Source organism: Klebsiella sp. JN_Kp127, from assembly GCF_040062505.1.
Taxonomy (GTDB): Bacteria; Pseudomonadota; Gammaproteobacteria; order Enterobacterales; family Enterobacteriaceae; genus Klebsiella; species Klebsiella quasipneumoniae.
Map to the genome: position 1 here is coordinate 24155 of NZ_JBEAHS010000051.1, position 22931 is coordinate 47085.

23 protein-coding genes are annotated in these 22931 nt (G+C 60.6%); 13 read left to right on the top strand and 10 right to left on the bottom strand.

Annotated elements, in window-relative coordinates; genetic code table 11:
* The first annotated feature begins 44 nt into the window (after positions 1-44).
* Positions 45-380: a GlpM family protein gene (locus ABLV04_RS19230; protein ID WP_023289501.1), complete on the top strand. Its 336-nt coding sequence runs from the start codon at positions 45-47 to the stop codon at positions 378-380.
* Here the strand turns inward: ABLV04_RS19230 and folM are convergent.
* From folM to ydgH, 3 genes are all read right to left on the bottom strand, one after another.
* Positions 377-1099, bottom strand: a complete 723-nt coding sequence (gene folM / locus ABLV04_RS19235) for a dihydromonapterin reductase (protein ID WP_032452696.1) — start codon at positions 1097-1099, stop codon at positions 377-379. The genes ABLV04_RS19230 and folM overlap by 4 nt on opposite strands.
* Before the next feature lie 36 nt (positions 1100-1135).
* Complete coding sequence (locus tag ABLV04_RS19240; protein ID WP_065882261.1) at positions 1136-2518, bottom strand: amino acid permease; 1383 nt, start codon at positions 2516-2518, stop codon at positions 1136-1138.
* Between the two features lie 177 nt (positions 2519-2695).
* Positions 2696-3646, bottom strand: a complete 951-nt coding sequence (gene ydgH, locus ABLV04_RS19245) for a DUF1471 family protein YdgH (protein ID WP_004887044.1) — start codon at positions 3644-3646, stop codon at positions 2696-2698.
* 521 nt (positions 3647-4167) lie between these two features.
* Here ydgH and pntA point away from each other — a divergent pair.
* From pntA to ABLV04_RS19260, 3 genes are all read left to right on the top strand, one after another.
* Positions 4168-5697 (top strand): Re/Si-specific NAD(P)(+) transhydrogenase subunit alpha, encoded by a 1530-nt coding sequence (gene pntA / locus ABLV04_RS19250; RefSeq protein ID WP_180266291.1) that lies wholly within the window; start codon positions 4168-4170, stop codon positions 5695-5697.
* Between the two features lie 10 nt (positions 5698-5707).
* On the top strand, positions 5708-7096 hold the full coding sequence (pntB, locus tag ABLV04_RS19255) for a Re/Si-specific NAD(P)(+) transhydrogenase subunit beta (RefSeq protein ID WP_004887040.1): 1389 nt from the start codon (positions 5708-5710) through the stop codon (positions 7094-7096).
* 148 nt (positions 7097-7244) lie between these two features.
* Positions 7245-7433, top strand: a complete 189-nt coding sequence (locus ABLV04_RS19260) for a YdiH family protein (protein ID WP_004887037.1) — start codon at positions 7245-7247, stop codon at positions 7431-7433.
* A gap of 119 nt (positions 7434-7552) precedes the next feature.
* Here the strand turns inward: ABLV04_RS19260 and uspE are convergent, their stop codons facing one another.
* The 3 genes from uspE to ogt all read right to left on the bottom strand — a co-directional run bounded on the left by uspE (position 7553) and on the right by ogt (position 10103).
* Positions 7553-8503, bottom strand: a complete 951-nt coding sequence (gene uspE / locus ABLV04_RS19265) for a universal stress protein UspE (protein ID WP_004887033.1) — start codon at positions 8501-8503, stop codon at positions 7553-7555.
* A gap of 138 nt (positions 8504-8641) precedes the next feature.
* Positions 8642-9394, bottom strand: a complete 753-nt coding sequence (gene fnr / locus ABLV04_RS19270; protein WP_004887031.1) for a fumarate/nitrate reduction transcriptional regulator Fnr — start codon at positions 9392-9394, stop codon at positions 8642-8644.
* Positions 9395-9587: 193 nt separating this feature from the next.
* Positions 9588-10103, bottom strand: a complete 516-nt coding sequence (gene ogt, locus ABLV04_RS19275) for a methylated-DNA--[protein]-cysteine S-methyltransferase (protein WP_023289506.1) — start codon at positions 10101-10103, stop codon at positions 9588-9590.
* 267 nt (positions 10104-10370) lie between these two features.
* On the opposite strand from ogt, the gene ABLV04_RS19280 reads away from it, so the two are divergent.
* Entirely contained in the window at positions 10371-10529 is a 159-nt protein-coding gene (locus tag ABLV04_RS19280) for a phosphatidate cytidylyltransferase (RefSeq protein ID WP_180266290.1), read from the top strand.
* A gap of 32 nt (positions 10530-10561) precedes the next feature.
* Here the strand turns inward: ABLV04_RS19280 and abgT are convergent, their stop codons facing one another.
* The 3 genes from abgT to ABLV04_RS19295 form a co-directional block, all read right to left on the bottom strand.
* Positions 10562-12088 carry a p-aminobenzoyl-glutamate transporter gene (gene abgT, locus ABLV04_RS19285; RefSeq protein ID WP_044522707.1) on the bottom strand — a complete coding sequence of 509 codons (1527 nt, stop codon included), beginning with the start codon at positions 12086-12088 and terminating at the stop codon, positions 10562-10564.
* Between the two features lie 123 nt (positions 12089-12211).
* Positions 12212-13657: a M20 family metallopeptidase gene (locus ABLV04_RS19290; RefSeq protein ID WP_049013444.1), complete on the bottom strand. Its 1446-nt coding sequence runs from the start codon at positions 13655-13657 to the stop codon at positions 12212-12214.
* Positions 13657-14967, bottom strand: coding sequence for a M20 family metallo-hydrolase (locus ABLV04_RS19295; RefSeq protein ID WP_023289510.1), 1311 nt, complete (start codon positions 14965-14967; stop codon positions 13657-13659). The genes ABLV04_RS19290 and ABLV04_RS19295 overlap by 1 nt, the downstream gene beginning before the upstream one ends.
* A 166-nt stretch (positions 14968-15133) precedes the next feature.
* Between ABLV04_RS19295 and ABLV04_RS19300 the strand changes: the two genes are divergently transcribed.
* Positions 15134-16042, top strand: coding sequence for a LysR family transcriptional regulator (locus ABLV04_RS19300; protein ID WP_180265977.1), 909 nt, complete (start codon positions 15134-15136; stop codon positions 16040-16042).
* A 101-nt stretch (positions 16043-16143) separates the two neighbouring features.
* Positions 16144-16707, top strand: coding sequence for a DNA endonuclease SmrA (smrA, locus tag ABLV04_RS19305; protein ID WP_032452707.1), 564 nt, complete (start codon positions 16144-16146; stop codon positions 16705-16707).
* Here smrA and ABLV04_RS19310 read toward each other — a convergent pair.
* The gene (locus ABLV04_RS19310; protein ID WP_180265976.1) at positions 16704-17510 is read right to left on the bottom strand and encodes an IclR family transcriptional regulator C-terminal domain-containing protein; all 807 of its coding nucleotides are present in this window, start codon (positions 17508-17510) and stop codon (positions 16704-16706) included. The two genes, smrA and ABLV04_RS19310, sit on opposite strands and share 4 nt — an antisense overlap.
* A 169-nt stretch (positions 17511-17679) precedes the next feature.
* Here ABLV04_RS19310 and ABLV04_RS19315 point away from each other — a divergent pair, with 169 nt between their 5' ends.
* Genes ABLV04_RS19315 through pcaC form a run of 6 tightly spaced genes read left to right on the top strand, consistent with a single transcriptional unit; the run spans position 17680 to position 22744 of the window.
* Positions 17680-18366: a 3-oxoacid CoA-transferase subunit A gene (locus ABLV04_RS19315; RefSeq protein ID WP_180265975.1), complete on the top strand. Its 687-nt coding sequence runs from the start codon at positions 17680-17682 to the stop codon at positions 18364-18366.
* A 10-nt stretch (positions 18367-18376) separates the two neighbouring features.
* Positions 18377-19033: a 3-oxoacid CoA-transferase subunit B gene (locus tag ABLV04_RS19320; RefSeq protein WP_023289515.1), complete on the top strand. Its 657-nt coding sequence runs from the start codon at positions 18377-18379 to the stop codon at positions 19031-19033.
* A 10-nt stretch (positions 19034-19043) separates the two neighbouring features.
* A complete protein-coding gene (gene pcaF / locus ABLV04_RS19325; protein ID WP_023289516.1) occupies positions 19044-20246 on the top strand; it encodes a 3-oxoadipyl-CoA thiolase in 1203 nt (400 codons plus the stop codon).
* A 9-nt stretch (positions 20247-20255) separates the two neighbouring features.
* Entirely contained in the window at positions 20256-21608 is a 1353-nt protein-coding gene (locus ABLV04_RS19330) for a 3-carboxy-cis,cis-muconate cycloisomerase (RefSeq protein ID WP_147733408.1), read from the top strand.
* A complete protein-coding gene (pcaD, locus tag ABLV04_RS19335) occupies positions 21598-22365 on the top strand; it encodes a 3-oxoadipate enol-lactonase (protein WP_348816151.1) in 768 nt (255 codons plus the stop codon). The genes ABLV04_RS19330 and pcaD overlap by 11 nt, the downstream gene beginning before the upstream one ends.
* Positions 22355-22744 (top strand): 4-carboxymuconolactone decarboxylase, encoded by a 390-nt coding sequence (gene pcaC, locus ABLV04_RS19340; RefSeq protein WP_023289519.1) that lies wholly within the window; start codon positions 22355-22357, stop codon positions 22742-22744. Before pcaD ends, pcaC begins: the two co-directional genes overlap by 11 nt.
* The last annotated feature ends 187 nt before the right edge of the window (positions 22745-22931 follow it).

Below are 22931 nucleotides of genomic sequence, written 5' to 3' on the forward strand. Positions count from 1 at the left end.
CTATGCTGCGCTAACTTGTTGATTCATTGTTAAGGCATAAGGACATGGGGCTGTTAATCAAAGGGCTGCTGGGCGCGCTGGTGGTGGTGCTGATTGGCGTGCTGGCGAAAACCAAAAACTACGCCATCGCCGGACTTGTTCCGCTGTTTCCCACCTTTGCGCTCATCGCCCACTATATTGTCGCCAGCGAGCGCGGTATTGAAGCCCTGCGCACCACTATCGTGTTCGGTATGTGGTCGATCGTTCCCTATTTTATCTATCTGCTGTCGCTGTGGTACTTCACCGGGATCATGCGCCTGCCGTTGGCGCTGGCAGGCGCAGTGGGGTGCTGGGGGCTGTGCGCGTGGCTGTTGATTGTTGGCTGGAGCCGCTTCCACTAACGCAGAGGGCGACCGCCGTCGACGGCGAATGACCGGCCGGTCACGTAGCGGCTGGTAAACAGATAGTCGATAAGGTCGCTGATCTCTTTCTCGCCCGGGGCGATTTTCATCAGCGACTTATCCAGCGCCTGTTGACGATAAGCCTCGTCGTCACCTTCATTGAACATGATCAGCGACGGCGCAATGGCGTTGACTTTGATCTCCGGGGCCAGCTTGCGGGCAAAGGAGCGGGTCATGTTGTCCAGCGCGGCCTTGCTGGCGGCGTAGGCGATATGTTTATCGCTCCCGCGCTCCACCACGTAATCGGTGATATGGATAATGTCGCTGGCGGCATGGCCGTGGCCGCGCAGGAGCTCCTCCAGCGCGTGGTTGAGCAGATAGGGGGCATGGACGTGGATCTGCATCATGCGGTTGATCACCGTGCTGAGCGGTACGCCCGGCTTCTCCGCCATCCAGTCGCTGGCGTTGTGGATGATGGCCCGCAGGCCGCTGGTATGCGATTTAACCGCTTCGGCAAAGGTCAGAATGCCGTCATCGCTGCTGAAGTCGGCCTGCAGACAGAGGGCGCCCGCTTCGCGCAGGTCTTCGATCGCCGGATAGGGTGTGCGATAGCTGACGATCACCGGCTGGTGTTGCTGCAGAAAATGGTGCGCCAGCGCGAGGCCGATGCGGCGGCCTCCTCCTGTGATCAGAACCGGGCGGGGCTGTTGTTCAGCCATGGGTATCTCCTTTGATTTCTGCGGCAGGGCGACCGCTTACCCCACCAGCATCCACGTTGCCGGCACAGCGGCAACCAGCAATAAACCAATTAGCGCCAATTCGCGGCGTTTGAGCGAACGATCGTGCTGGTGCGTACGTCGGGCGTACAAAAAGACCAGAAGACCCGGAGCGTAAAGTACCACCGACAACAGCAAATGCACAGGTCCCGACGCGTATAATAACCATAAGCCATAAATGCAGGCGCCGATACCCACCGCTTTATGCAGCGGATGGGTGGCGATTTTGAGCAAAAAGGCGCCGACCAGCAGATAGGGCACGAGGATCATCTCTGAGGCGATGGTCAGCAGGGTGCCGTAGTCCGAGCCGGTCAGCCAGATGAGGACCAGCGACGCCTGAACGCTGATATTGGTCAGCCACAGCGAAGCGGAGGGAGCGTTGTTGCGGTTCTGGCGGGCGAACAGGCGCGGGAAGGCTTTGTGAGTGGCGGCGAGGTAAGGCACTTCGGCAGCCATGATCGTCCAGCTGAGATAGGCGCCACACACCGACACGATAAGCCCGGCGGCAATCACAATTTCACCCCACGAGCCCATCAGTCTGACCATCAGTCCCGCCATCGACGGGTTGCGCATTTCGGCCAGTTCGCTACGCGGGACCACGCCCAGCGACAGCAGGGTGACCAGCAGATACACCGCGAGGGCCGAAAGCACCGCCAGCAGCGTCGCGCGGCCAACGTCCCGCTTGTGTCGCGCGCGGGCGGAGACCACCACCGCGCCCTCGACGCCGATAAACACCCACAGAGTGATCAGCATCGTGTTTTTAACCTGCTCCCACACCGGTACGCCCAGCGCCAGGCCGCTGAAATCGAGGCGGAACGTATCCAGCTGAAAGGCCAGGGCGGCGAGGGCGACAAACGCCCCCAGCGGCAACAGCTTGGCGAGGGTGGCGACCAGGTTAATCCCCGCCGCCGTCTGCACGCCACGCAGGACCAGGAAGTGGACCACCCACAGCAGAACTGATGCGCCAACGATAGACTGCCAGGTGTTGCCATCGCCAAACAGGCGCAGCTCAGGGGTATCGGTGAAGAAACTGAGCGCCGAAAAGACGATCACCAGATAGGAGACATTGGCGATCACCGCGCACAGCCAGTAGCCCCAGGCGGAACAGAAGCCGATCAGCTCGCCGAACCCTTCGCGGGCGTAAGTGAAGATCCCGCCGTCGAGGTCGGGACGAATACGGGTCAACAGCAGCATCGCGAAGGCGAGGAACAGGATCCCGACGCCGGTAATCGCCCAGCCGATGAGCAGAGCGGAAGGGCTGGCCACGGCCGCCATATTTTGCGGCAAACTGAATACGCCAGCGCCGAGCATTGAGCTGAGGACCAGGGCGGTCAGGGCGCTCAGGCCCAGTTTCTTTTCCATTGCATTCCCGAGGTGAAAATGGCTGTTCCAGAATATTTATTTTGCGAAATCGCATAAAAATGGAGGATTGCGCTAAGGCGCGGGATTTTACGGAGTGTCCGGGGGCCATGCAATGGCGGGGGATGAAAAAAAATGAAAAGGCGGCAATGCGCCGCCTTTTTAGCCAGTCAGCAGCGATTATTTGTACAAATCGGCGCTGATGGTAATGTTGCCGCCGCGTTCCTGCCACTGGCGGGTAATGTGATAGTACTTCGCCCCTTTCTTCGCCGCGCGTTTTGCCGTCTGATAGGAGATCTCGGTCATGTTGCCGTAGTTGCCGGTGAACTTGATGTTATCGAACGGCACCATTTGCGCTGCGGTCACTTTGTTCACTTCTTCAACTTTGGTGCCATCCGGCAGCGTGACAGTGTAACGTCCGCCTTTTGACGACTGGGTCTCAAAGAAACGACCTACGCCGGTGCCGGAGCCAACCGCCGCGGTGGTGGCGACGCCCGGGATTTCGACGTTTTTCGCCGCTTCGCCGCCTTTGGCCAGCGCCGCGCGGCCGGCTTCAGAATCAGCCGGGATAGCGTCCGGGCTCTGCAGAACGCGTTTTTCCGCATCTTTTTTGTAGATATAGGCGGTAATGCGCTGATTGCCGCCCTGGTTGGCGTCGACCTGGCGGACGATGAAGAACGCATAGGCGCCTTTCGCTTTCGCCGCTTTGGTGATGGCGTCGTTCACTTCCGGCTGGCTGCGATAGAAGCCCTGGACGGTGACGGTGTCGTAAGGCATCAGCTCAACGGCCTGATCTTTCGGCAGCTCCATCACGCCATTGATGATGCGATTTTTCGGCGCATCCGCTTTCGGCGCGTCGTCTTTATAGAGGTCAGCCGTGACGCGCCAGTTGCCGCCATTGCCGTAATCCGACGTGTCGACAACATAGAATGAGGCCGCGCCGTCTTTGTCAGCTTTGCGCGATACCGCTTGCACCGCGTCGCCAATGGCATTAAACCGGCCGGTGACGACAACGCGATCGTAGGGCTTCAGCGCAGCCGCCTGCTCCGGGGTCAACTCGGTCGCTGCGTGGGCAGACAACGTGGCGGTTGTCAGGAGAGCAGACGCCAGGAGGGTGTTTTTAAGCTTCATAAAAATAATCCTTTGCCTTGCGCAAACCATATACTGGTGTTGTTGTTGACTGAAAACGTTTGATTATTGCATTTAATCGCCGTGACTGTCTGCGTCATTTTTTGCGTGCCGCCCGAATCGTATACTACGGAAAGATAACATTTTTCGATATGTTGAAAAAACAGCCGCTTGACCAGCAAAAACGATAATCGATACCACTTTTATTAGTTAATGTAATGTTAATACAATGATCTCAATGGCGATAAATGGCGTTTTATACCACTGGATAAGCGGATTATCAGGCCTGAGAGGCAAATTCAGGTAAATATTGCTGCCCGGAACCATCTGTGCTGACAATAAGCAATAAAATCAAAATTTCTGTTTTATCGCTGTAGATCACAATCGCTATTTTCAGTAGGTTATAAAAAGTTTGTTACTGTTTCATTTTGCAGACAGCGAAAGATGGCGAGGATGATTTTGCCGTGCTGTCGCTGTTGGTCAGAAAAGTAAACCATCATCAAAAACCGATGGAAGGGAAAACTATGCGTATTGGTGTACCACAAGAAAGGCTAGCCCAGGAGACCCGGGCCGCCGCCACGCCGAAGACCGTTGAGCAGTTGCTCAAACTCGGCTTTAGCGTCGCGGTAGAAAGCGGCGCCGGGAAGCTGGCCAGCTTTGACGATGAGGCCTTTGCCCAGGCAGGGGCTGAAATCGTGACCGGCGACGAGGTGTGGCAGTCTGATGTCATCCTCAAGGTCAATGCCCCGAATGACGATGAAATTGCCCTGTTAAACCCAGGAACCACGCTGATTAGCTTTATCTGGCCGGCGCAAAACCCGCAGCTGATGGAAAAACTGGCGGCCCGTAATATCAACGTGATGGCGATGGATTCGGTGCCGCGTATCTCACGCGCCCAATCGCTGGATGCGCTCAGCTCAATGGCCAATATCGCCGGGTACCGCGCTATCGTTGAAGCGGCCCATGAATTCGGTCGTTTCTTTACCGGGCAGATCACGGCGGCAGGCAAAGTTCCGCCCGCCAAGGTGATGGTTATCGGCGCCGGGGTAGCTGGACTGGCGGCGATTGGCGCCGCCAACAGCCTGGGCGCGATTGTCCGCGCCTTCGATACCCGCCCGGAAGTGAAGGAGCAGGTGCAGAGTATGGGCGCCGAGTTCCTCGAGCTGGATTTTAAAGAGGAAGCGGGCAGCGGCGACGGCTATGCCAAGGTGATGTCCGAAGCCTTTATCAAAGCCGAAATGGCGCTGTTCGCCGCCCAGGCGAAAGAGGTCGATATTATCGTCACCACGGCGTTAATACCGGGCAAACCGGCGCCGAAGCTGATCACCCGGGAAATGGTTGACTCAATGAAGTCGGGCAGCGTGGTGGTCGATCTCGCCTCGCAAAACGGCGGCAACTGCGAGTACACCGTGCCGGGCGAAGTGGTGACCACCGCCAACGGCGTGAAAATTATCGGTTATACCGACCTCCCAGGCCGTCTGCCGACCCAGTCCTCCCAGCTCTACGGCACTAATCTGGTGAACCTGCTGAAGCTGCTGTGCAAAGAGAAAGACGGCAATATCGTTATCGATTTCGATGACGTGGTGGTGCGCGGCGTGACCGTGGTGCGCGAAGGCGAAATCACCTGGCCGGCGCCGCCGATTCAGGTCTCCGCTCAGCCGCAGGCCGCGGTGAAAAAAGTGGAAGCGCCGAAAGAAGAGGTCAAACCGGCGTCGCCGTGGCGCAAATATGCGCTGATCGCGCTGGCGATTATCCTCTTCGGCTGGCTGGCCAACGTGGCGCCTAAAGAGTTCCTCGGCCATTTCACCGTCTTCGCGCTGGCCTGCGTGGTGGGTTACTACGTGGTATGGAATGTCTCCCATGCCCTGCATACGCCGCTGATGTCGGTGACGAACGCCATTTCGGGCATTATCGTGGTTGGCGCATTGTTGCAGATAGGCCACGGCGGCTGGGTCAGCTTCCTGAGCTTTATCGCGGTACTGATCGCCAGCATTAATATTTTCGGTGGTTTTACCGTGACTCAGCGCATGCTGAAAATGTTTCGCAAAGGATAAGGGGTAGCACATGTCTGGTGGATTAGTTACAGCTGCATACATTGTTGCTGCAATCCTGTTTATTTTCAGCCTGGCGGGCCTGTCGAAACACGAAACCTCGCAGCAGGGCAACTATTTCGGCATCGCCGGGATGGCCATCGCTCTGATCGCCACCATTCTGGGGCCGGACGCCGGCAACGTCGGCTGGATTATCCTCGCGATGGTGATCGGCGGGGCCATCGGTATTCGTCTGGCGAAGAAGGTCGAAATGACCGAGATGCCGGAGCTGGTGGCCATCCTGCACAGCTTCGTGGGCCTGGCGGCGGTGCTGGTAGGGTTTAACAGCTACCTGCAGCATGAAACCGGTATGGAGCAGATTCTGGTCAATATCCATTTGACCGAAGTGTTCCTCGGCATCTTCATCGGCGCGGTGACCTTCACCGGTTCGGTGGTGGCGTTTGGTAAACTGCGCGGCAAGATCTCCTCCAAACCGCTGATGCTGCCTAATCGCCATAAGCTGAACCTGGCGGCGCTGGTGGTCTCCTTCATACTGATGGTGATTTTCGTGCGCTCCGACAGCACCGGCACCCAGGTCCTGTGCCTGCTGGTGATGACCGCGATCGCGCTGGCCTTCGGCTGGCACCTGGTGGCCTCTATCGGCGGCGCGGACATGCCGGTGGTGGTCTCTATGCTCAACTCCTACTCGGGCTGGGCGGCGGCGGCGGCGGGCTTTATGCTGAGCAATGACCTGCTGATCGTCACCGGCGCGCTGGTGGGCTCTTCCGGCGCCATCCTCTCTTACATTATGTGTAAGGCGATGAACCGCTCCTTTATCAGCGTGATCGCTGGCGGCTTCGGCACCGATGGTTCCTCCAGCGGCGGCGATGAAGAAGTGGGCGAGCACCGCGAAATTAGCGCCGAAGAGACGGCGGAGATGCTGAAAAATTCGCACTCGGTCATCATCACCCCGGGCTATGGTATGGCGGTGGCCCAGGCGCAGTATCCGGTGGCCGAGATCACCGAGAAGCTGCGGGCGCGCGGCATTAAGGTGCGCTTTGGCATTCACCCGGTCGCCGGCCGTCTGCCGGGGCATATGAACGTCCTGCTGGCGGAGGCCAAGGTGCCTTACGACATCGTGCTGGAGATGGATGAGATCAACGATGATTTCAGCGACACCGACACCGTGCTGGTCATTGGCGCTAACGATACCGTCAACCCGGCGGCGCAGGACGATCCGAAGAGCCCGATTGCTGGTATGCCGGTGCTTGAGGTGTGGAAAGCGCAGAACGTGGTGGTCTTTAAGCGTTCGATGAACACCGGTTACGCCGGCGTACAGAACCCGCTGTTCTTTAAAGAGAACACCCATATGCTGTTTGGCGATGCCAAAGCCAGCGTCGATGCGATCCTGAAAGCGCTGTAATGTAACATTATTGTTTTACAACGTTTGTTTATAAGCCGTCTCCTGTGAGACGGCTTTTTTATATGCAGAAGGATGCCAGGAATTGTTCATAAAATAAGCGGAGAGAGGTGATATAATGTTCCGGTTCTTACATCAGACAGAGGATATTATGGATACCGAGTTAACCCCAACGCAGATGGCCATCGAATTCTTACGCCGCGACACCACCGTCATGACCCCAGCGCAGTATCTGAAAAAACTTAAACTGCTGGAGCTGGAGTTTGCTGACCTGATGGCGCTCTCCTCGCTGGAGCTGAAAGAAGAGATCGATCTGGCCTGGCGTCTGGGTATCCACTGAGTCGTTCATGATCGCCATGCAATGACGGGGCCGCAAGCGGCCCTTTTTTGTGCCTGAGGGAACGCGGGCAAAAAAATCCCCCGCGAGGCGGGGGAAGGTGAACGTTCCGGGAGGGAAGGTTAATCGTCGTCGTCGTCGTCCAGTTCCACCGGCGTCTGATAGGCCTCAGGTTTAAGCACCAGCAGATCGCAGCGCAGGTGGTCGACGACCTGCTCCGCGGTATTGCCAAGGAACGCCGCAGAGAGGCCGGTGCGTCCGACCGTACCCAGCACCACGATCCCCGCCTGCAGATGCTCGGCGAGATCTGGGATCACCTCCTCAGGCAACCCTTTTTCCACATGGGTGAATTTCTCGTCAATGCCAAACTTCTGCCGCAGCGCTTTCATCGCCAGCAGATGCTGACCGCGAATGGCGTCGTTGTAGACGCTGGGATCGAAATCCGGCAGCTCAATCGCGATATTGATCGGGGTGACCGGATAGGCGCCGATAAGGTGCACTTCAGTGTGGTTGACTTCTTCCGCCAGCGACAGCGTCTCGCGAACCAGCTTCTCGTTGAGGGTGTTGTGATAATTCTCTTCACTGGCCAGATTGACGGCGACCAGCGCTTTACCGCCTTCCGGCCACGGCTGATCTTTCACCATCCAGACCGGGCAGGGGCACTTACGCAGCAGATGCCAGTCGGTCGGGGTGAAGATCACCGCTTCCAGCTTGTCGTGCTGGTGGGCCATCTTCAGCAGCAGGTCGTGTTTCTCACTGATCACTTCCTGAATAATGGCTTCGAAGGGGCGGTTGTGCCACACCACTTTCACGTCAATCGGCACACCGGATTCAAGATAGAATTTCGCCTGCTCGCGGATCCAGGCCGTTCGTTGGGCAATGACGCCCTGACGCATCGCCGTCCGTTCGTCCGGCGACAGCAGGGTGGTCATTTCATAAGAAAAATCATAGATCGGCAAAAAGGCTTTGATGCGTCCACCAATCCGTTGGTGCAGGTACACCGCTCGCCTTAGCGCCGGCTGGTCGTCCTGGTTAGGATCGATTACTACCAGCATGCTCTGATACTTCGCCATACAGGGTCTCCTTACAACTGCAGCTACCGTCAGTTATTAAAAAGATAACCTATATGGATGAATTGAAACAGGGGAGGAGCCTGGTCAGATCAACAAATCTGAAAAAAATGCCGATCCTGACCAGGTGTTGCGCGGAGATTAAGCGACGTTGCGCGCCTGACCGGCCAGCTGGGCCAGCAGGTCGCCGTTTTCAATGGTGATGTATTTGCCTTTCACCGCCAGCATGCCGCTCTTCTGGAAACGCCCCAGCAGACGGCTGATGGTTTCGACGGTGAGGCCGAGATAGTTGCCAATGTCGCCGCGGGTCATGGTCAGTCGGAACTCGCGGGGAGAGAAACCGCGCTGCGCGAAACGGCGGGACAGGTTATAGATAAACGCGGCCAGGCGCTCTTCGGCGTTCTTTTTGGAAAGCAGCAGGATCATATCCTGGTCGCCTTTGATCTCACCACTCATCAGGCGCATCATCTGCTGACGCAGATTCGGCATTTTTCCGGAAAGATCGTCGAGGGTTTCAAAGGGGATCTCGCACACCATCGAGGTTTCCAGCGCCTGGGCGAAGCTCGGGTGCAGGCCGGTGCCGATGGCGTCGAAGCCCACCAGATCGCCCGCCAGATGGAAGCCGGTAATCTGCTCATCGCCTTGCTCGGTGATGGTGTAGCTTTTGATAGTCCCGGAGCGAATGGCGTACAACGATTTCAGCTCATCACCCGCTTTGAACAAGGTTTGACCTTTCTGGATGGGCTTTTTCCGCTCGATAATATTATCCAGCTGATCAAGCTCATGCTCGTTCAGAGTAAAGGGGATGCAGAGCTGGCTGATACTGCAATCCTGACAATGGATAGCACAACCGCCAGACTGAATGCGTCGAATAATTCGCTTCTCAGGGATCATATGTCTGCTCAGGCCTTAATTGATATTGGTCAATTTTAACATCTTTTTGATGAGCAGGTAAGTCTTCAGGCTCTGAAACACGTAATATCAGCAGGGTAAATCAACACAGGCTGATATCTGCTTGATTAAAAATAGATTATTCAGCCACATTGGATTGTAAAATTACCTGAAAATTCCGAAAACGCATTTTCAGTCAAAGCAACAGATAGCCCTCGTGGCGCAGAAGCCACTCTTTTCGCTGCACGCCGCCGGCATAGCCGGTCATCGTGCCGTTACGCCCGATGACCCGATGGCAGGGCACCACAATACTCACCGGGTTGGCGCCATTGGCGGCCCCCACGGCGCGCGCCGCGCCGGGACGACCGAGCGCCTCGGCCAGCTGACCATAGTGCATCACCTGGCCGCAGGGGATTTCGCGTAACGCCCGCCAGACCTGGCGCTGGAAAGGGGTGCCGGCGGTGGCGGTAGGCAGGGTCTCGATAACGGCCAGATCGCCGGCAAAATAGTCGTTCAGCTTACTGCTGAGACCGCCTGGATTGCGGCAGTCGACGCGCTGATAGCCTTCCCGGCGATAGTGTACATCGAGCAGGGTTTCCATCCGATCGCGGTGCTCGTCCCACTCGACGGCGCGCAAATTAAACTGTTCGTCGCAGAGCACCCACAGCGCCCCCAGCGGGGTATCCATTTTATCCTGCAGCAAGGTCAACATCGTTTCGGTCATCCACCATCGTACACGAGGGCCACACGATACCACGCGCCGGCGGCGGTCAACTATACTCCCAAAAGATAAACCCGCATCATCGACCGGCAGCCAGCGGCCGTTACGTTGATTTATTTTTGGATCGATCCTGGCGGGTTATCGGGCATGGTTTTTGCTACTTTTAAGCTGACGACGCCGGTCCTCCGCGCAGCTTTGCGCGCCCGGGAAGGTGCCGCCGCGTCGGCGCGGCGTGGTTAATAACTCAGAGGTGGGGCTATGCAATATATACTGACTGGCGTAATCGTATTGATCTTCAGCGGCCTGGTTATCCACGGCCTCACGCTGTTGCTCGAACGCGGGTATCGCGCGCTTTTCGGCATCTTCGCCGGAGCCGCGGCTCTCCCCCGCAAGGTCAAAGTGAAGGTGCCGCGTTAAGCGTAAGCCGCCGTCCCTGGCGCTTCAACGGCTTAAGGAAGCCGCGGATAGATGCCAGGGCCGATGGGCAGTCCTGCCAGATACCAGCCCACCAGCAACAGCAGCCAGACGGCGAGAAAAATCAGCGGGTAAGGGAGCACCAGCGAATAGTATGTCCCGAGGCGGGCGTCCGGTCGGTAGCGCTGTAAAAAACCGAGAAACAGCGGCACAAACGGTGAAACCGGCGCCAGCGGCAGCACCGATGAATCGGCGATGCGAAACAGGATCTGCGCAAACGCCGGGTGGAAGCCCAGCAGCATAAACATCGGCACGAAGATCGGCGCCAGAATCGACCAGATGGCCGAGCCGCTGGCGATAAACATACACAGAAAAGCCGACAGCAGCGCCAGACCGACAAACGCCGGGACGCCGTTCATGCCGGCGCTCTCCAGCAGGTCCGTCAGGCCAACGGCCATAAACTTACCCATATTGCTCCAGTTGAACATCGCCACGAACTGCGCCAGCGGGAAGACCATCACGATAAATCCGGCCATCTCTTTCATCGGCTCAATCATCAGCTGCGGCAGATCGGCCTGGCGGCGAATTTTGCCGGTGGCGATGCCGTAAGCCAGCGACACGACAAAGAAGAAAAAGATGATCAGCGGCACGATGCCTTTGATAAACGGCGAGGGCATGACCGTGTGTTGAACCGGGTCGCGAAGAATGCCGTTTTCGGGGACCACCATCAGGGCGATGACCGCCACGAACGCCAGCGTCGCCACGCCGGCGATGCGCAGGCCGAAACGCTCCTCGGCGGTCAGGGTCTGCAGCTTGTCATCACGACTGCCTTGCCATTGGCCCAGCCGCGGCTCCACCAGCTTGTCAGTGATCAAACCGCCGACGAGGGTCAGGAGGATCACCGAGGTCGCCATAAAGTACCAGTTGTCGATCACGCTGACGTGCAGAGAGGCATCGATGGATTTGGCCGCCTCGGTGCTGATCCCGGAGAGCAGCACGTCGGTGGTGACGATCAGTAAATTGGCGGTAAAGCCGCAGCCCACGCCGGCAATGGCCGCCAGCAGGCCGGCGACCGGATGCCGACCGACGGCGAGAAACATCAGCGCCCCCAGCGGCGGCATGATCACCAGCGCGGCGTCGGAAGAGATATGGCTGAAAAAGGCGATAAACAGCACCATATAGCTGGCATAACGGGCGCTAACGTGGGAGGCCATCTTCACCATCAGCGCGGGCAACAGGCCCACCCGCTCGGCAAAGCCGGCGCCCAGCACCAGGGCGAGGATCGCCCCCAGCGGCGCGAATCCGCTGAAGTTTTTAATCACGTTCGGTAGAAACCAGTGCAACCCTTCCACGCTGAGCAGGTTTTTGACCACCACCCGCGACCCGTCCGCAGGGTTTTGGACCCCGACGTTGAAGGCGGAGAGTATCGCCGTGGCGGCGATCAGCGCCACGATAAGATAGATAAACAGCAAAAACGGGTGCGGGACCTTATTACCGATCTTCTCTACCCAGCCATAGCGCTTTCCGGCGGGGGAAGGCGACGGTATGGATGACATACTCATGGGCGTTCCTCTGTTGTCGTTGTTGTGTTAGGCAGGCCTGCTCCCGTACTGCCGGCGGTTATTATGGTCGGTGCGTGCCGCGATGCCGGTCAGCGTCTGTCAGGAGCGGTCTGGTCTGTATGGTTAGCGTAAAACCGACGGTCTCACCTCCGCCGGGATCGGGCAGCGGTAGGGATGTTCGGCCAGCGCTTGCCTGAGCTCTCGCTGGCTGGCCTCCAGCAGCGCGCGGTCGCTGAATAAGCGGATCGCCGTCGCCGCGAGGACTTTCCCCGCCAGCAGCATCCCTTTATGGGCGATGGCGGTGCGTCCCTGGCTCACCAGCTGCCAGCTGTGCAGCGGGGTACCCACCGCGAAGCAGGGGCTGAAGCACTGGGCCACCGGCGCTTTCCAGCTGACATCGCCGACGTCGGTGGAGCCGGCGAGGAGCGTATCCGTGGCCGCCCACGGCGCCACCTCATCAATCAACAGCGTGTCGCGGTGGCGACGAGCGAAGGTTTTCCCCGCCTCGCCGCCGGTGCCGGCGATATTGTTCAGGCTGTTGTTGATATCGTTGTCGCTGAGCGTGGCGCGGATCGCCGCGGCAAAGGCGCGCTCGTCGTCGCTCCATGCCGGCGTGCCGTAATGGCATACCGCCTGGTACATCGCCGCTTCGAGCGTGCGGTTGGGCAGATAGCCCGAGCAGGCTTTTTCAAAGCGGCAGCTAACGTGGGTCTCGGTCATCAGCGCGGCCCCCTGGGCAATCTTCTCAATGCGGGCGAAAATCTGTTCCACGTCGGCCATCTCCGGCGCGCGGATCAGATACAGCACTTCCGCCTGGGCCTGGACGACGTTGGGCGAGACGCCGCCGGTATCGGTAATGGCGTAATGAACCCGCGCCTTCTCGATAATATGTTCATTCAGGAAGTTGCTGCCGGTGGTCATCAGGGTGACCGCGTCCAGGGCGCTTCGCCCCAGGTGCGGCGAATTGGCGGCGTGGGCGGCGGTGCCGGTAAAGCGCCACGCCGCCTGAATGTTGGCGAGGGTGCGGGTGCTGAACATCCCGGCCCAGGCCTCTGGATGCCAGGTGAGGGCCGCATCGACGTCATCAAACAGCCCTTCGCGCACCATAAAGGTTTTGCCCGAGCCGCCTTCTTCTCCCGGGCAACCGTAGAAGCGCAGGGTGCCTGCGCCGCCGTGCTGCTGCAGCCATTTTTTAGCGGCCACCGCCGCGGCGAAAGCCGCCGTCCCGAGCAGATTGTGCCCGCAGCCGTGACCGTTGCCCCCCGGCGTCGACGATGTCGGCTCCGCGCAGTGGGCCTGCTGGCTAAGACCCGCCAGGGCGTCAAACTCGCCCAGCAGGGCAATAACCGGTTGGCCCTCGCCGACGCTGGCGATAAAAGCATTGGGGATCCCGCCGGCATCCCGGGTAAGCTGAAAACCTTCCGCTTCCAGGGCGTCCGCCAGCCGGCGGGCGGACCAGAACTCCTCAAAGCGCGTCTCCGGGTGATCCCAGATGTCATCGGCGATAGCGCAATACGTCTCGCGGCTTGCCTCAATCACCTCGTCCACAAACTGAAAGATGGGTTCCATCACACCCCCCGCTGCCAGGGAAAGTTAAGCGCGACGCGCGCCAGGGTGTCGACCGCGACCGTCATTACGCTCTCGTCGAAGTCAAACTTCTCGTTGTGGTGACCGGCGCTCAGTTCGGTGCCGAATATCATGTACGAGGCGAGGCCGCCGCGCGCCTGGACCCGGGCCATCATCAGGGTGGCGTCTTCCGATCCCGCCGGGGCGGCGATGCGATCCACCGCCTGCTGCACGCCGGGCACAAGGGCGGCCTGTTCGCGCAGGTACGCCACCCACGCCGGCGACGGGGCGCTGGCGGTGGCCGCGCCCATCATGCGTAACTCGTACCCGGCTTGATGCATCGCCGCGGCCCCGGCGATGACGTGCTGCGCCCGGTCAAAAACATACTGGTTGATGGCTTCGCTTTCGCCGCGGGTTTCCACTTTTAACAGGGCCGAAGAGGGCACCACGTTGCGTCCGGTGCCGGCCTGCATCACCCCAACGTTGACCCGCGACGCGCCGGCGCTGTGCGGTGGGATGGCGTGCAGAGCAAGGGCGGCCTGGGCGGCGGCGAGCAGCGCGTTGCGCCCATCTTCAGGCTTACCGCCGGCATGGGCGGCCACGCCGCTAAAATGCACATCGAATTTGGTGGTGGCCATAAAGTTGTCCCCCCCGCACACCACGGTGCCGACCGGAACGCCGGTGCCGATATGGATGGCGGTGAAATAGTCCACCTCGTCCACCACGCCGGCGGCCACCATCGCGCGGGCGCCGCGGGTACCCTCTTCAGCAGGCTGGAAAATCAGTTTAATGACCCCGTTGAGCTGGGCGGCATACTGCTTGAGCACATGCGCCAGACCCAGCCCGATGGCGGTATGTCCATCGTGGCCGCAGGCGTGCATCATGCCGGCGTTGCAGGAGGCGAAATGGTCGCGATGGGGGCGGTGGCTGTCATCGTGCTGCTCATTGAGGTCGAGGGCGTCCATGTCGACGCGAAAGGCCAGGGTTGGGCCGGGACGTCCGGTGTCGAGCGTCGCCACCACGCCGGCGAACCCGCCTTCAAACGCCGGCAACCAGCGTTCCGGCGCCCCTTGCTCGCGGGCGCGCTCGAAAGCCTGGGTCAGGGTCTCCTCATCCGGCAGCCCCATCCGGCTGTCGGCATCGATGACGTCACGCCCCAGCGCCAGCTGGTAGCCGAGTCCGTCGAGGATCTCCGCCACCTTGCTGGCGGTGCGAAACTCCAGCCAGCCGGATTCAGCGTGCAGGTGAAAATCGCGGCGCCATTGGGTCATGGCTGGCGCCAGCTGGCGCAGGTATTCATCAAGTTGCGGCATAGCTTATCCTGTCATAAGTAAAAAATGTGACGGCGTTCACGATGTGATAGCTTTTGTTTATCACTGACGCGCTACAGGCCTTAACGCTCTTAACCTGCCACAGCCTGATGGATTACAGTAGATGTCATTTTCTTCCGTCTGATAAACAACGGTTATCACCAAAAGCATGGCATTTCAGATTAAATTTCATCAAATTCGCGCCTTCGTCGAGGTGGCCCGGGAAGGGAGTATTCGCGGCGCCAGCCGCTCGCTGGCGGTCTCGCAGCCGGCCCTGACCAAAGCGATTAAAGAGCTGGAGGAGGGGCTTTCCGCTCAGCTGTTCGTCCGCCGCCGCCAGGGGGTGGCGCTGACTGACGATGGCGAAAGTTTTTATCAACATGCGAGCCTGATCCTCGAGGAGCTGCGGGCGGCGCAGGATGAACTGCTGCAGCGCCAGGGAGAGCAGGCCGGGCAGATCAATATTGGCCTTGGCGCCAGCGTCGCCCGGTCGCTGATGCCGTCGGTGATCTGCCGCTTTCATCAGCAGCATCCGCAGGTGAAGGTGCGGATCATGGAGGGCCAGCTGCTGGCGATGATCAATGAGCTGCGCCAGGGGGAGCTGGATTTCACCATCAACACCTACTATCCGGGGCCGTACGACCATGAGTTCAGCTTTGAAAAACTGTTTGAGAAACCGTTCGCGGTCTTCGCCCGCGCGGGGCATCCGGCGGCGCAGGCCACCTCGCTGGTGGAGCTGATGGATCACCACTGGACCATGCCGACGCCGCGCGGCAGCTACTTTAAACAGCTGCAGGACCGGTTTAATCAGGCCGGGCTGGCGCCAAAGGTGGATATTGTGTGCGAGACCTTCTCGTCGTGCATCAGCCTGGTGGTGAAAAGCGATTTTCTCAGTATCCTGCCGGTGGAGCTCGGCAACGATCCGATGATGGCGGACAAGCTGATGATGATCCCCGTCCGCGAAGCGTTGCCGACGGCGGCCTATTTTCTGATCCAGCGGCGCGACACCCGGCAGACGCCGCTTGCGGCGTCATTAATCACCCTGTTTCGCCGCCAGAGTCGACAATTGTTTCCTTAACCGCCCGTCGCGCTCACTTTGCCAGCAGACGGGGCTAAACGCGTTGAGGGGGGAGCGCGAGGCGGCTATAGTAGCTGGCGACAGCCGCTGGAGGAGAGCCCATGAACCTTGATGACAAATCCCTGTTTCTTGACGCCATGGAAGATGTCCAGCCCCTGAAACGTAACAATGACGTGCACTGGCATCCCGGGCGCAACAGTCGCGCCCCGCAGCGCGTCGACACCCTGCAACTGGATAATTTTCTCACTACCGGCTATCTCGATATCGTACCGCTCGCCACGCCGCTGGAGTTTAAGCGCGAAGGGCTGCAGAGCGGAGTGCTGGATAAGCTACGGCGGGGGAAATATAGCCAGCAGGCGAGCCTCTCCCTGCTGCGCCAGCCGGTGGAACAGTGCCGGCAGATGCTCTTCGCCTTTATGGTGCAGGCGCAGAAAGAGGGATTACGCAATGTGCTGATCGTTCACGGCAAAGGCCGCGACGACCAGTCCCATGCCAATATCATCCGCAGCTATCTGGCGCGCTGGCTGGAAGAGCTGCCGGAGGTGCAGGCCTTCTGCGCCGCGCTACCACATCATGGCGGTAGCGGCGCCTGCTATGTCGCGCTGCGTAAATCGGCCGAAGCGAAGCAGGAGACCTGGGAGCGGCACGCCAAGCGCAGCCGTTAGCGCAGCAGCAGCGTTAGCTCGCGGGCGGCTTTTTGCAGCTCCGGCAGCACGCGGTCGATCATCTCGCGGGCCGACATCTGGCCCGCATGCACCCCGACGTTCAGCGCTGCCTGCGCCTGCCCCTGGGCGTTAATCAGCGGTACCGCGAGGGAGCGCAGGCCCATCTCCAGCTCCTGATCGTTGAGGGCATACCCCTGCTGATGCACCCGTTTCAGCTCGGCGCGCAGCTTCGCCACCGAATCCACCGTCTGCGGGGTATAGCGGATCATGGTTACCCTGGCCAGCATGTCGTTGAGCTTCTCCTCCGGCTGATGGCTGAGCAGCACCCGACCCATCGAGGTCGCCCACGCAGGAAGGCGGCTGCCGATATCGAGGTCGATGGTCATGATCCGCGAGCTGGAAGCGCGGGCGATATACAGGATATCGTCCCCGTCGAGGGTGGCGATGGAGCAGGACTCATTGAGCATTTCGCTCAGATGCCGCAGCACCGGCTGCGCCGAACGCGCCAGCGGCGTCGAGGCCAGCCAGGCGTGACCCAGGGCCAGGATCCGCGGCCGCAGCTGAAAATGCTTACCGTCTTCGGCATAAACGAACCCCAGCTTGCTCAGGGTATACAGGCAGCGGCGCACCGCTGCGCGCGGAATGCCGGTCTTTTGACTGATCTGTGAGATAGACAGCAGGGGCCGCTGCGGCGTGAATGCCTGAATCACCTCCAGGCCGCGCGCCAGCGAGGCCATGAAGTTAGGATCGCCCTTAAACGGATCGCCGTCGCCGGTCAGTAAATCGTCTGGATGCTTGTCCATTTCTGTTCCCCATATTTGCCATCGATCACATTCTTTCGCTAAAGATAACCGATGTTCGATTATCGCACCATATTTCGATTATCGCCCTTGACCGACATCGTTAAGCGGGTCACATTTTGTGCGAACAACGAATAAAAGTGCGATTACCGCACATCACTGGAGCGACCTGATGATTGATAAAAGCGTATCGACGCTGAGCGAGGCCATCGCCGGGATCCACGACGGGGCGACTATTATGATCGGCGGCTTTGGTCCCGCCGGCCAGCCGACCTTTCTGATTGACGCCCTGATTGACCAGGGCGCCCGCGACCTGACCATCATTAACAACAATGCCGGCAACGGTGAAGTGGGGCTCGCGGCGCTGCTTAAGGCTGGCCGGGTGCGCAAAATGATCTGCTCCTTCCCGCGCCAGGTCGATTCCCAGATTTTCGATGACCTCTATCGCCGCGGCAAAGTGGAGCTGGAGCTGGTGCCGCAGGGCAACCTCGCGGCGCGGATCCAGGCCGCCGGCGCCGGGCTGGGGGCGGTGTTTACCCCCACCGGCTACGGCACGCCGCTGGCGGAAGGCAAGGAGACACGGGAAATCGACGGCCGCCACTATGTGCTGGAGTATCCGATCAAAGCCGATTTCGCGCTGATTAAAGCCCACCAGGGCGACCGCTGGGGCAACCTGGTGTATCGCAAAGCAGCGCGCAACTTTGGCCCGATTATGGCGACGGCGGCGAAAACCACCATCGTTGAAGTCTCGCAGCTGGTGTCGCTGGGCGACCTCGACCCGGAACACATCATCACCCCCGGCATTTTCGTCCAGCGCGTGTTCTCGCTGGAAAACCTGACTGCCGCACAAAGCGCCTGAGGAGCCCGAGATGCAAAAACTGACCCGTGACGAAATGGCCCAGCGCGTGGCCCGCGATATCCCCGAAGGCGCTTACGTTAACCTCGGCATTGGCCTGCCGACCCGGATTGCCAACTACCTGCCTGCCGACAAAGAGGTGTTCCTGCACAGCGAGAACGGCCTGCTGGGCATGGGGCCGAAGCCGCAGCCCGGAGAAGAAGATCCCGAGCTGATCAATGCCGGTAAAGAGTACGTTACCCTCCTGCAGGGCGGCTGCTATTTCCACCATGGCGACTCCTTCGCCATGATGCGCGGCGGCCATCTCGATATCTGCGTGCTGGGGGCCTATCAGGTCTCCGCCAGCGGCGATCTCGCCAACTGGAGCACCGGCGCGCCGGACGCCATCCCGGCGGTCGGCGGGGCGATGGATCTGGCCATCGGCGCTCGCCAGGTGTTTGTGATGATGGACCATCTAACCCGCGACGGCGAGTGCAAGCTGGTGGAACAGTGCAGCTACCCGCTGACCGGCGTCGGCTGCGTGAGCCGGATCTATACCGACCTGGCGGTGATCGACATTACCGACCGCGGCCCGGTGGTGCGGGAAATCTTTAACGGTCTCTCTTTTGAAGAGCTGCAGCGCATCACTCCGGTGACGCTGACCTTTGAACAACTGGCGGAAAGCGCGTAAGGAACCTATGATGAATCAGGCATTTATCTGTGATGCGGTGCGTACACCCTTTGGCCGTTTTGGTGGTACCCTGGCGACGATGCGCGCTGACGACCTGGCGGCGCTGCCGCTGAAAGCGCTGCTGGAGCGTAACCCGGGACTGGATCCTTCGCGCATTGACGATGTGATCTTTGGCTGCGCCAACCAGGCCGGGGAAGACAACCGCAACGTGGCGCGGATGGCGCTGCTGCTGGCCGGGTTGCCGGAGAGCGTGCCCGGCAGCACCATCAACCGCCTGTGCGGCTCCAGCCTCGATGCGATCGGCGTCGCGGCGCGGGCGATTAAAAGCGGGGAGACGCAGCTGATGATCGCCGGCGGCGTGGAGAGTATGTCCCGGGCGCCGTTTGTGATGGGTAAAGCGGAGAGCGCCTTTAGCCGCAGCATGCAGATGGAGGATACCACCATCGGCTGGCGCTTTATTAACCCGCAGATGAAAGCCCTGTACGGCGTGCATTCCATGCCGGAGACGGCGGAAAATGTCGCCGATGAGTTTGCCATTTCCCGCGCCGATCAGGATGCGTTCGCCTTACGCAGTCAACTGCGCACCGCCGCGGCCCAGGAGGCTGGGCATTTTGCCGATGAGCTGATCGCCGTCCAGGTGCCGCAGCGTAAAGGCGAGCCGCTGCGGTTTAGTCGCGATGAACACCCGCGCAGCACCTCGCTGGAGGCGCTGGCGAAACTGCGCGGCGTGGTGCGCGCCGACGGCAGTGTCACCGCCGGCAACGCCTCAGGCGTTAACGATGGCGCCTGCGCGCTGCTGCTGGCCAGCGAAACCGCGCTGGCGGCCAACGATCTTCAGCCGCTGGCCCGGGTGGTCGGCGTGGCGACGGCGGGGGTGGCGCCGCGCATTATGGGCTTTGGCCCGGCGCCGGCGGTGCGGAAGGTGCTGGCGCAGACCGGTCTGACGTTAGCCCAGATGGACGTGATCGAGCTGAATGAAGCCTTCGCCGCCCAGGCGCTGGCGGTGACCCGCGATTTGGGCTTACCGGACGATGCCGCCCATGTGAACCCCAACGGCGGGGCGATCGCCCTGGGGCATCCGCTCGGCGCCTCCGGCGGCCGCCTGGCGATGACCGCAGCTTACCAGCTGAAACGGACCGGCGGCCGCTACGCGCTGTGTACCATGTGCATCGGCGTCGGGCAGGGGATCGCCCTGATTATTGAACGTGTTTAAGGAGCCAGAATGAGTTTGTTGACCCCGATGCTGCGCAGCAGTCCGCTCACCGACTGGTTCAGCGACGCGCAGCGGGTGCAGGGCATGCTGGATTTTGAAGCGGCGCTGGCCCAGGCGCAGGCCGCCTGCGGGATGGTGCCGGCGGCGGCGGTCGGGCCGATTGTCGCGGCCTGCCGCCACGAGGCGATCGATTTTACCGCCCTGGGCGAGGCGGCTGTGGGGGCGGGTAATCTGGCGATCCCGCTGGTGAAACAGCTGACGGCCCAGGTAAAAGCGCGGGATCCAAACGCCGCGCGCTACGTTCACTGGGGCGCCACCAGTCAGGATGCTATCGACACCGGGCTGGTGCTCCAGCTGCGCGGGGCGCTGGATGCCGCCGAGCAACTGCTTGAGCGACTGTTGGCGGCCCTCGCCTGGCAGGCCGACCGTCATTGCCACAGCGTGATGCCGGGCCGGACCTGGATGCAGCATGCGCTGCCGGTGACCTTTGGTCTGAAGCTGGCGGGCACTCTCGACGCGCTGCTGCGCTGGCAGCAGCGGCTGCGGGAGATGCGTCCGCGTCTGCTGGTGCTGCAGTTCGGCGGCGCCGCGGGGACCCTGGACGCGCTGAAAGCGCAAGGACCGGCGGTTGGCCAGGCGCTGGCGCAGAACCTCGGTCTGTCGCTGCCGGATACCCCGTGGCACAGCCAGCGCGATCGGCTGCTGGAGGCAGGCGCCTGGTTCGCTGGCGTCTGCGGCACCCTGGGGAAATTCGCTAACGACTTCTCCCTGCTGATGCAGACCGAAGTGGCTGAGGTGGGCGAGCCGGTAGCGGAAGGGCGCGGCGGCTCGTCGACGATGCCGCATAAGCGCAATCCGGTGGCCTGCGCGGCGATCCTGACCGCCGCCCAGCGCACCCCGGGTCTGATGGCCACCCTCTACGCCTGCCAGATTCAGCAGCACGAGCGGGCGCTGGGCGGCTGGCAGGCGGAGTGGGAGACCCTGCCGGAGCTGATTACCCTGGTGGGCGGGGCGCTGGCGCAAAGCGAGGCGCTGGTGCGCGACATGCAGGTCTTCCCGCAAAAGATGCGTGCCGACCTCGATATCACCCACGGGCTGATCATGGCTGAGGCGGTGACCCTGGCGCTGGCGGAATGCATCGGCAAAGCTGAGGCGCACCATCATATTGAGGCGCTGTGCCGTCAGGCGCTGGACCGCCACTGCCCGCTGGTCGATCTGCTCGCGGCAGACCCGCGGGTTAGTCAGTATCTCTCCCGCGAACGCTTAACCACGCTGCTGGACCCGGCAACGGCGACCGGCAGCGCCGAACGCTTTGTGCGCCAGGTGCTGGCGCGTTATCAGGAGCAACATGATGAATCTTGAGTATCAACTCGATGGACCGGAAGGTGCGCCGGTTATCGTTCTCTCCAACTCGCTGGGGACCACCCGGGCGATGTGGCAGCCGCAGACAGAGGCGTTAACCGCCCATTTCCGGGTGCTGCGCTACGACACCCACGGCCACGGTAAAACGACGAAAAATGGCAAAGTGACCCTCGCCCAGCTGGGGGAAGATGTGATTGCGCTGCTCGATCATCTGAATATCGACCGCGCCTGGTTCTGCGGGATCTCGATGGGCGGTCTGACCGGTCTGTGGCTGGGCCGCTTTGCGCCAGAGCGTTTTTATGGTCTGGCCGTCGCGAACACCGCGGCGCGCATCGGCGATCAGGCCAGCTGGCTGTCGCGGGCGCGGGCGGTACGCCAGGAGGGAATGGCGGTGGCCGCCGCCGGGGCGGCGGATCGCTGGTTCACCCACGCGTTTCGCCAGAAGGCGCCGGAGGTGGTGGAGGCCCTGTGTCACCAGCTGACCCATACCGACGCCGAAGGCTATGCCGCCTGCTGTGAGGCGCTGGCCGCCGCCGACCTGCGGGGCGAAGTAGGGCAGATCCCGCTGCCGACGTTAATCATCGCCGGGGAAAGTGATCCTGTCACCACGGTCGGTGACGCTAATTTCCTGCAGCAGCAGATCCCCGCCTCCCAGGTGGTAGTTCTGCCGGCATCGCATCTGTCAAACATTGAGGCGGCGAAAAGCTTTACTTCAGCGCTGCTGAGCTTTTTCCAGGGAGAACGCCATGGAGGATAAACAGCGCTATCAGGACGGGTTGGCGGTGCGGCGCAAAGTACTGGGCGACGCCCACGTCGACCGTACGCTGCAGCATCTGACGCCGTTGAACGAAGAGTTTCAGGACTTTATCACCCGCTACGCCTGGGGTGAGACCTGGACCCGTCCGGGGCTCGACCACCACACCCGCAGTATGATCACCATTGCCATGCTGATTGCTCTCAATCGCGAGGCGGAGCTGAAGATGCATCTGCGCGCGTCGTTTAACAACGGGGTGACCCGCGATGAGCTGAAAGAGTTGATCATGCACTCTGCGCTGTACTGCGGACTGCCGGCGGCCAATGCCACGATGCATCTGGCGCAGCAGGTGTTTGACGACATTGACGCCGCGCAGGGTTGAGTCGTCGTCCAGGTCGGATTGCCCGGCAGTCGTTGTAGGCCGGGTAAGACGCAGCCGCCACCTTGGGAAATAACGGCACAACCGGAAGTGTTCCTGTTCGCACTATGTTGGCAGGGCTACAACGACTATGTTAATTCCGGGCAGATTACGCTCCCGGTTGATCTTCTGCGTTATGTCACTCATGGCG

Coding starts and splice junctions, on each gene's coding strand:
- ABLV04_RS19230 (WP_023289501.1), top strand. CDS start 45: ATGGGGCTGTTAATCAAAGGGCTGCTGGGCGCGCTGGTGGTGGTGCTG.
- folM (WP_032452696.1), bottom strand. CDS start 1,099: ATGGCTGAACAACAGCCCCGCCCGGTTCTGATCACAGGAGGAGGCCGC.
- ABLV04_RS19240 (WP_065882261.1), bottom strand. CDS start 2,518: ATGGAAAAGAAACTGGGCCTGAGCGCCCTGACCGCCCTGGTCCTCAGC.
- ydgH (WP_004887044.1), bottom strand. CDS start 3,646: ATGAAGCTTAAAAACACCCTCCTGGCGTCTGCTCTCCTGACAACCGCC.
- pntA (WP_180266291.1), top strand. CDS start 4,168: ATGCGTATTGGTGTACCACAAGAAAGGCTAGCCCAGGAGACCCGGGCC.
- pntB (WP_004887040.1), top strand. CDS start 5,708: ATGTCTGGTGGATTAGTTACAGCTGCATACATTGTTGCTGCAATCCTG.
- ABLV04_RS19260 (WP_004887037.1), top strand. CDS start 7,245: ATGGATACCGAGTTAACCCCAACGCAGATGGCCATCGAATTCTTACGC.
- uspE (WP_004887033.1), bottom strand. CDS start 8,503: ATGGCGAAGTATCAGAGCATGCTGGTAGTAATCGATCCTAACCAGGAC.
- fnr (WP_004887031.1), bottom strand. CDS start 9,394: ATGATCCCTGAGAAGCGAATTATTCGACGCATTCAGTCTGGCGGTTGT.
- ogt (WP_023289506.1), bottom strand. CDS start 10,103: ATGTTGACCTTGCTGCAGGATAAAATGGATACCCCGCTGGGGGCGCTG.
- ABLV04_RS19280 (WP_180266290.1), top strand. CDS start 10,371: ATGCAATATATACTGACTGGCGTAATCGTATTGATCTTCAGCGGCCTG.
- abgT (WP_044522707.1), bottom strand. CDS start 12,088: ATGAGTATGTCATCCATACCGTCGCCTTCCCCCGCCGGAAAGCGCTAT.
- ABLV04_RS19290 (WP_049013444.1), bottom strand. CDS start 13,657: ATGGAACCCATCTTTCAGTTTGTGGACGAGGTGATTGAGGCAAGCCGC.
- ABLV04_RS19295 (WP_023289510.1), bottom strand. CDS start 14,967: ATGCCGCAACTTGATGAATACCTGCGCCAGCTGGCGCCAGCCATGACC.
- ABLV04_RS19300 (WP_180265977.1), top strand. CDS start 15,134: ATGGCATTTCAGATTAAATTTCATCAAATTCGCGCCTTCGTCGAGGTG.
- smrA (WP_032452707.1), top strand. CDS start 16,144: ATGAACCTTGATGACAAATCCCTGTTTCTTGACGCCATGGAAGATGTC.
- ABLV04_RS19310 (WP_180265976.1), bottom strand. CDS start 17,510: ATGGACAAGCATCCAGACGATTTACTGACCGGCGACGGCGATCCGTTT.
- ABLV04_RS19315 (WP_180265975.1), top strand. CDS start 17,680: ATGATTGATAAAAGCGTATCGACGCTGAGCGAGGCCATCGCCGGGATC.
- ABLV04_RS19320 (WP_023289515.1), top strand. CDS start 18,377: ATGCAAAAACTGACCCGTGACGAAATGGCCCAGCGCGTGGCCCGCGAT.
- pcaF (WP_023289516.1), top strand. CDS start 19,044: ATGAATCAGGCATTTATCTGTGATGCGGTGCGTACACCCTTTGGCCGT.
- ABLV04_RS19330 (WP_147733408.1), top strand. CDS start 20,256: ATGAGTTTGTTGACCCCGATGCTGCGCAGCAGTCCGCTCACCGACTGG.
- pcaD (WP_348816151.1), top strand. CDS start 21,598: ATGAATCTTGAGTATCAACTCGATGGACCGGAAGGTGCGCCGGTTATC.
- pcaC (WP_023289519.1), top strand. CDS start 22,355: ATGGAGGATAAACAGCGCTATCAGGACGGGTTGGCGGTGCGGCGCAAA.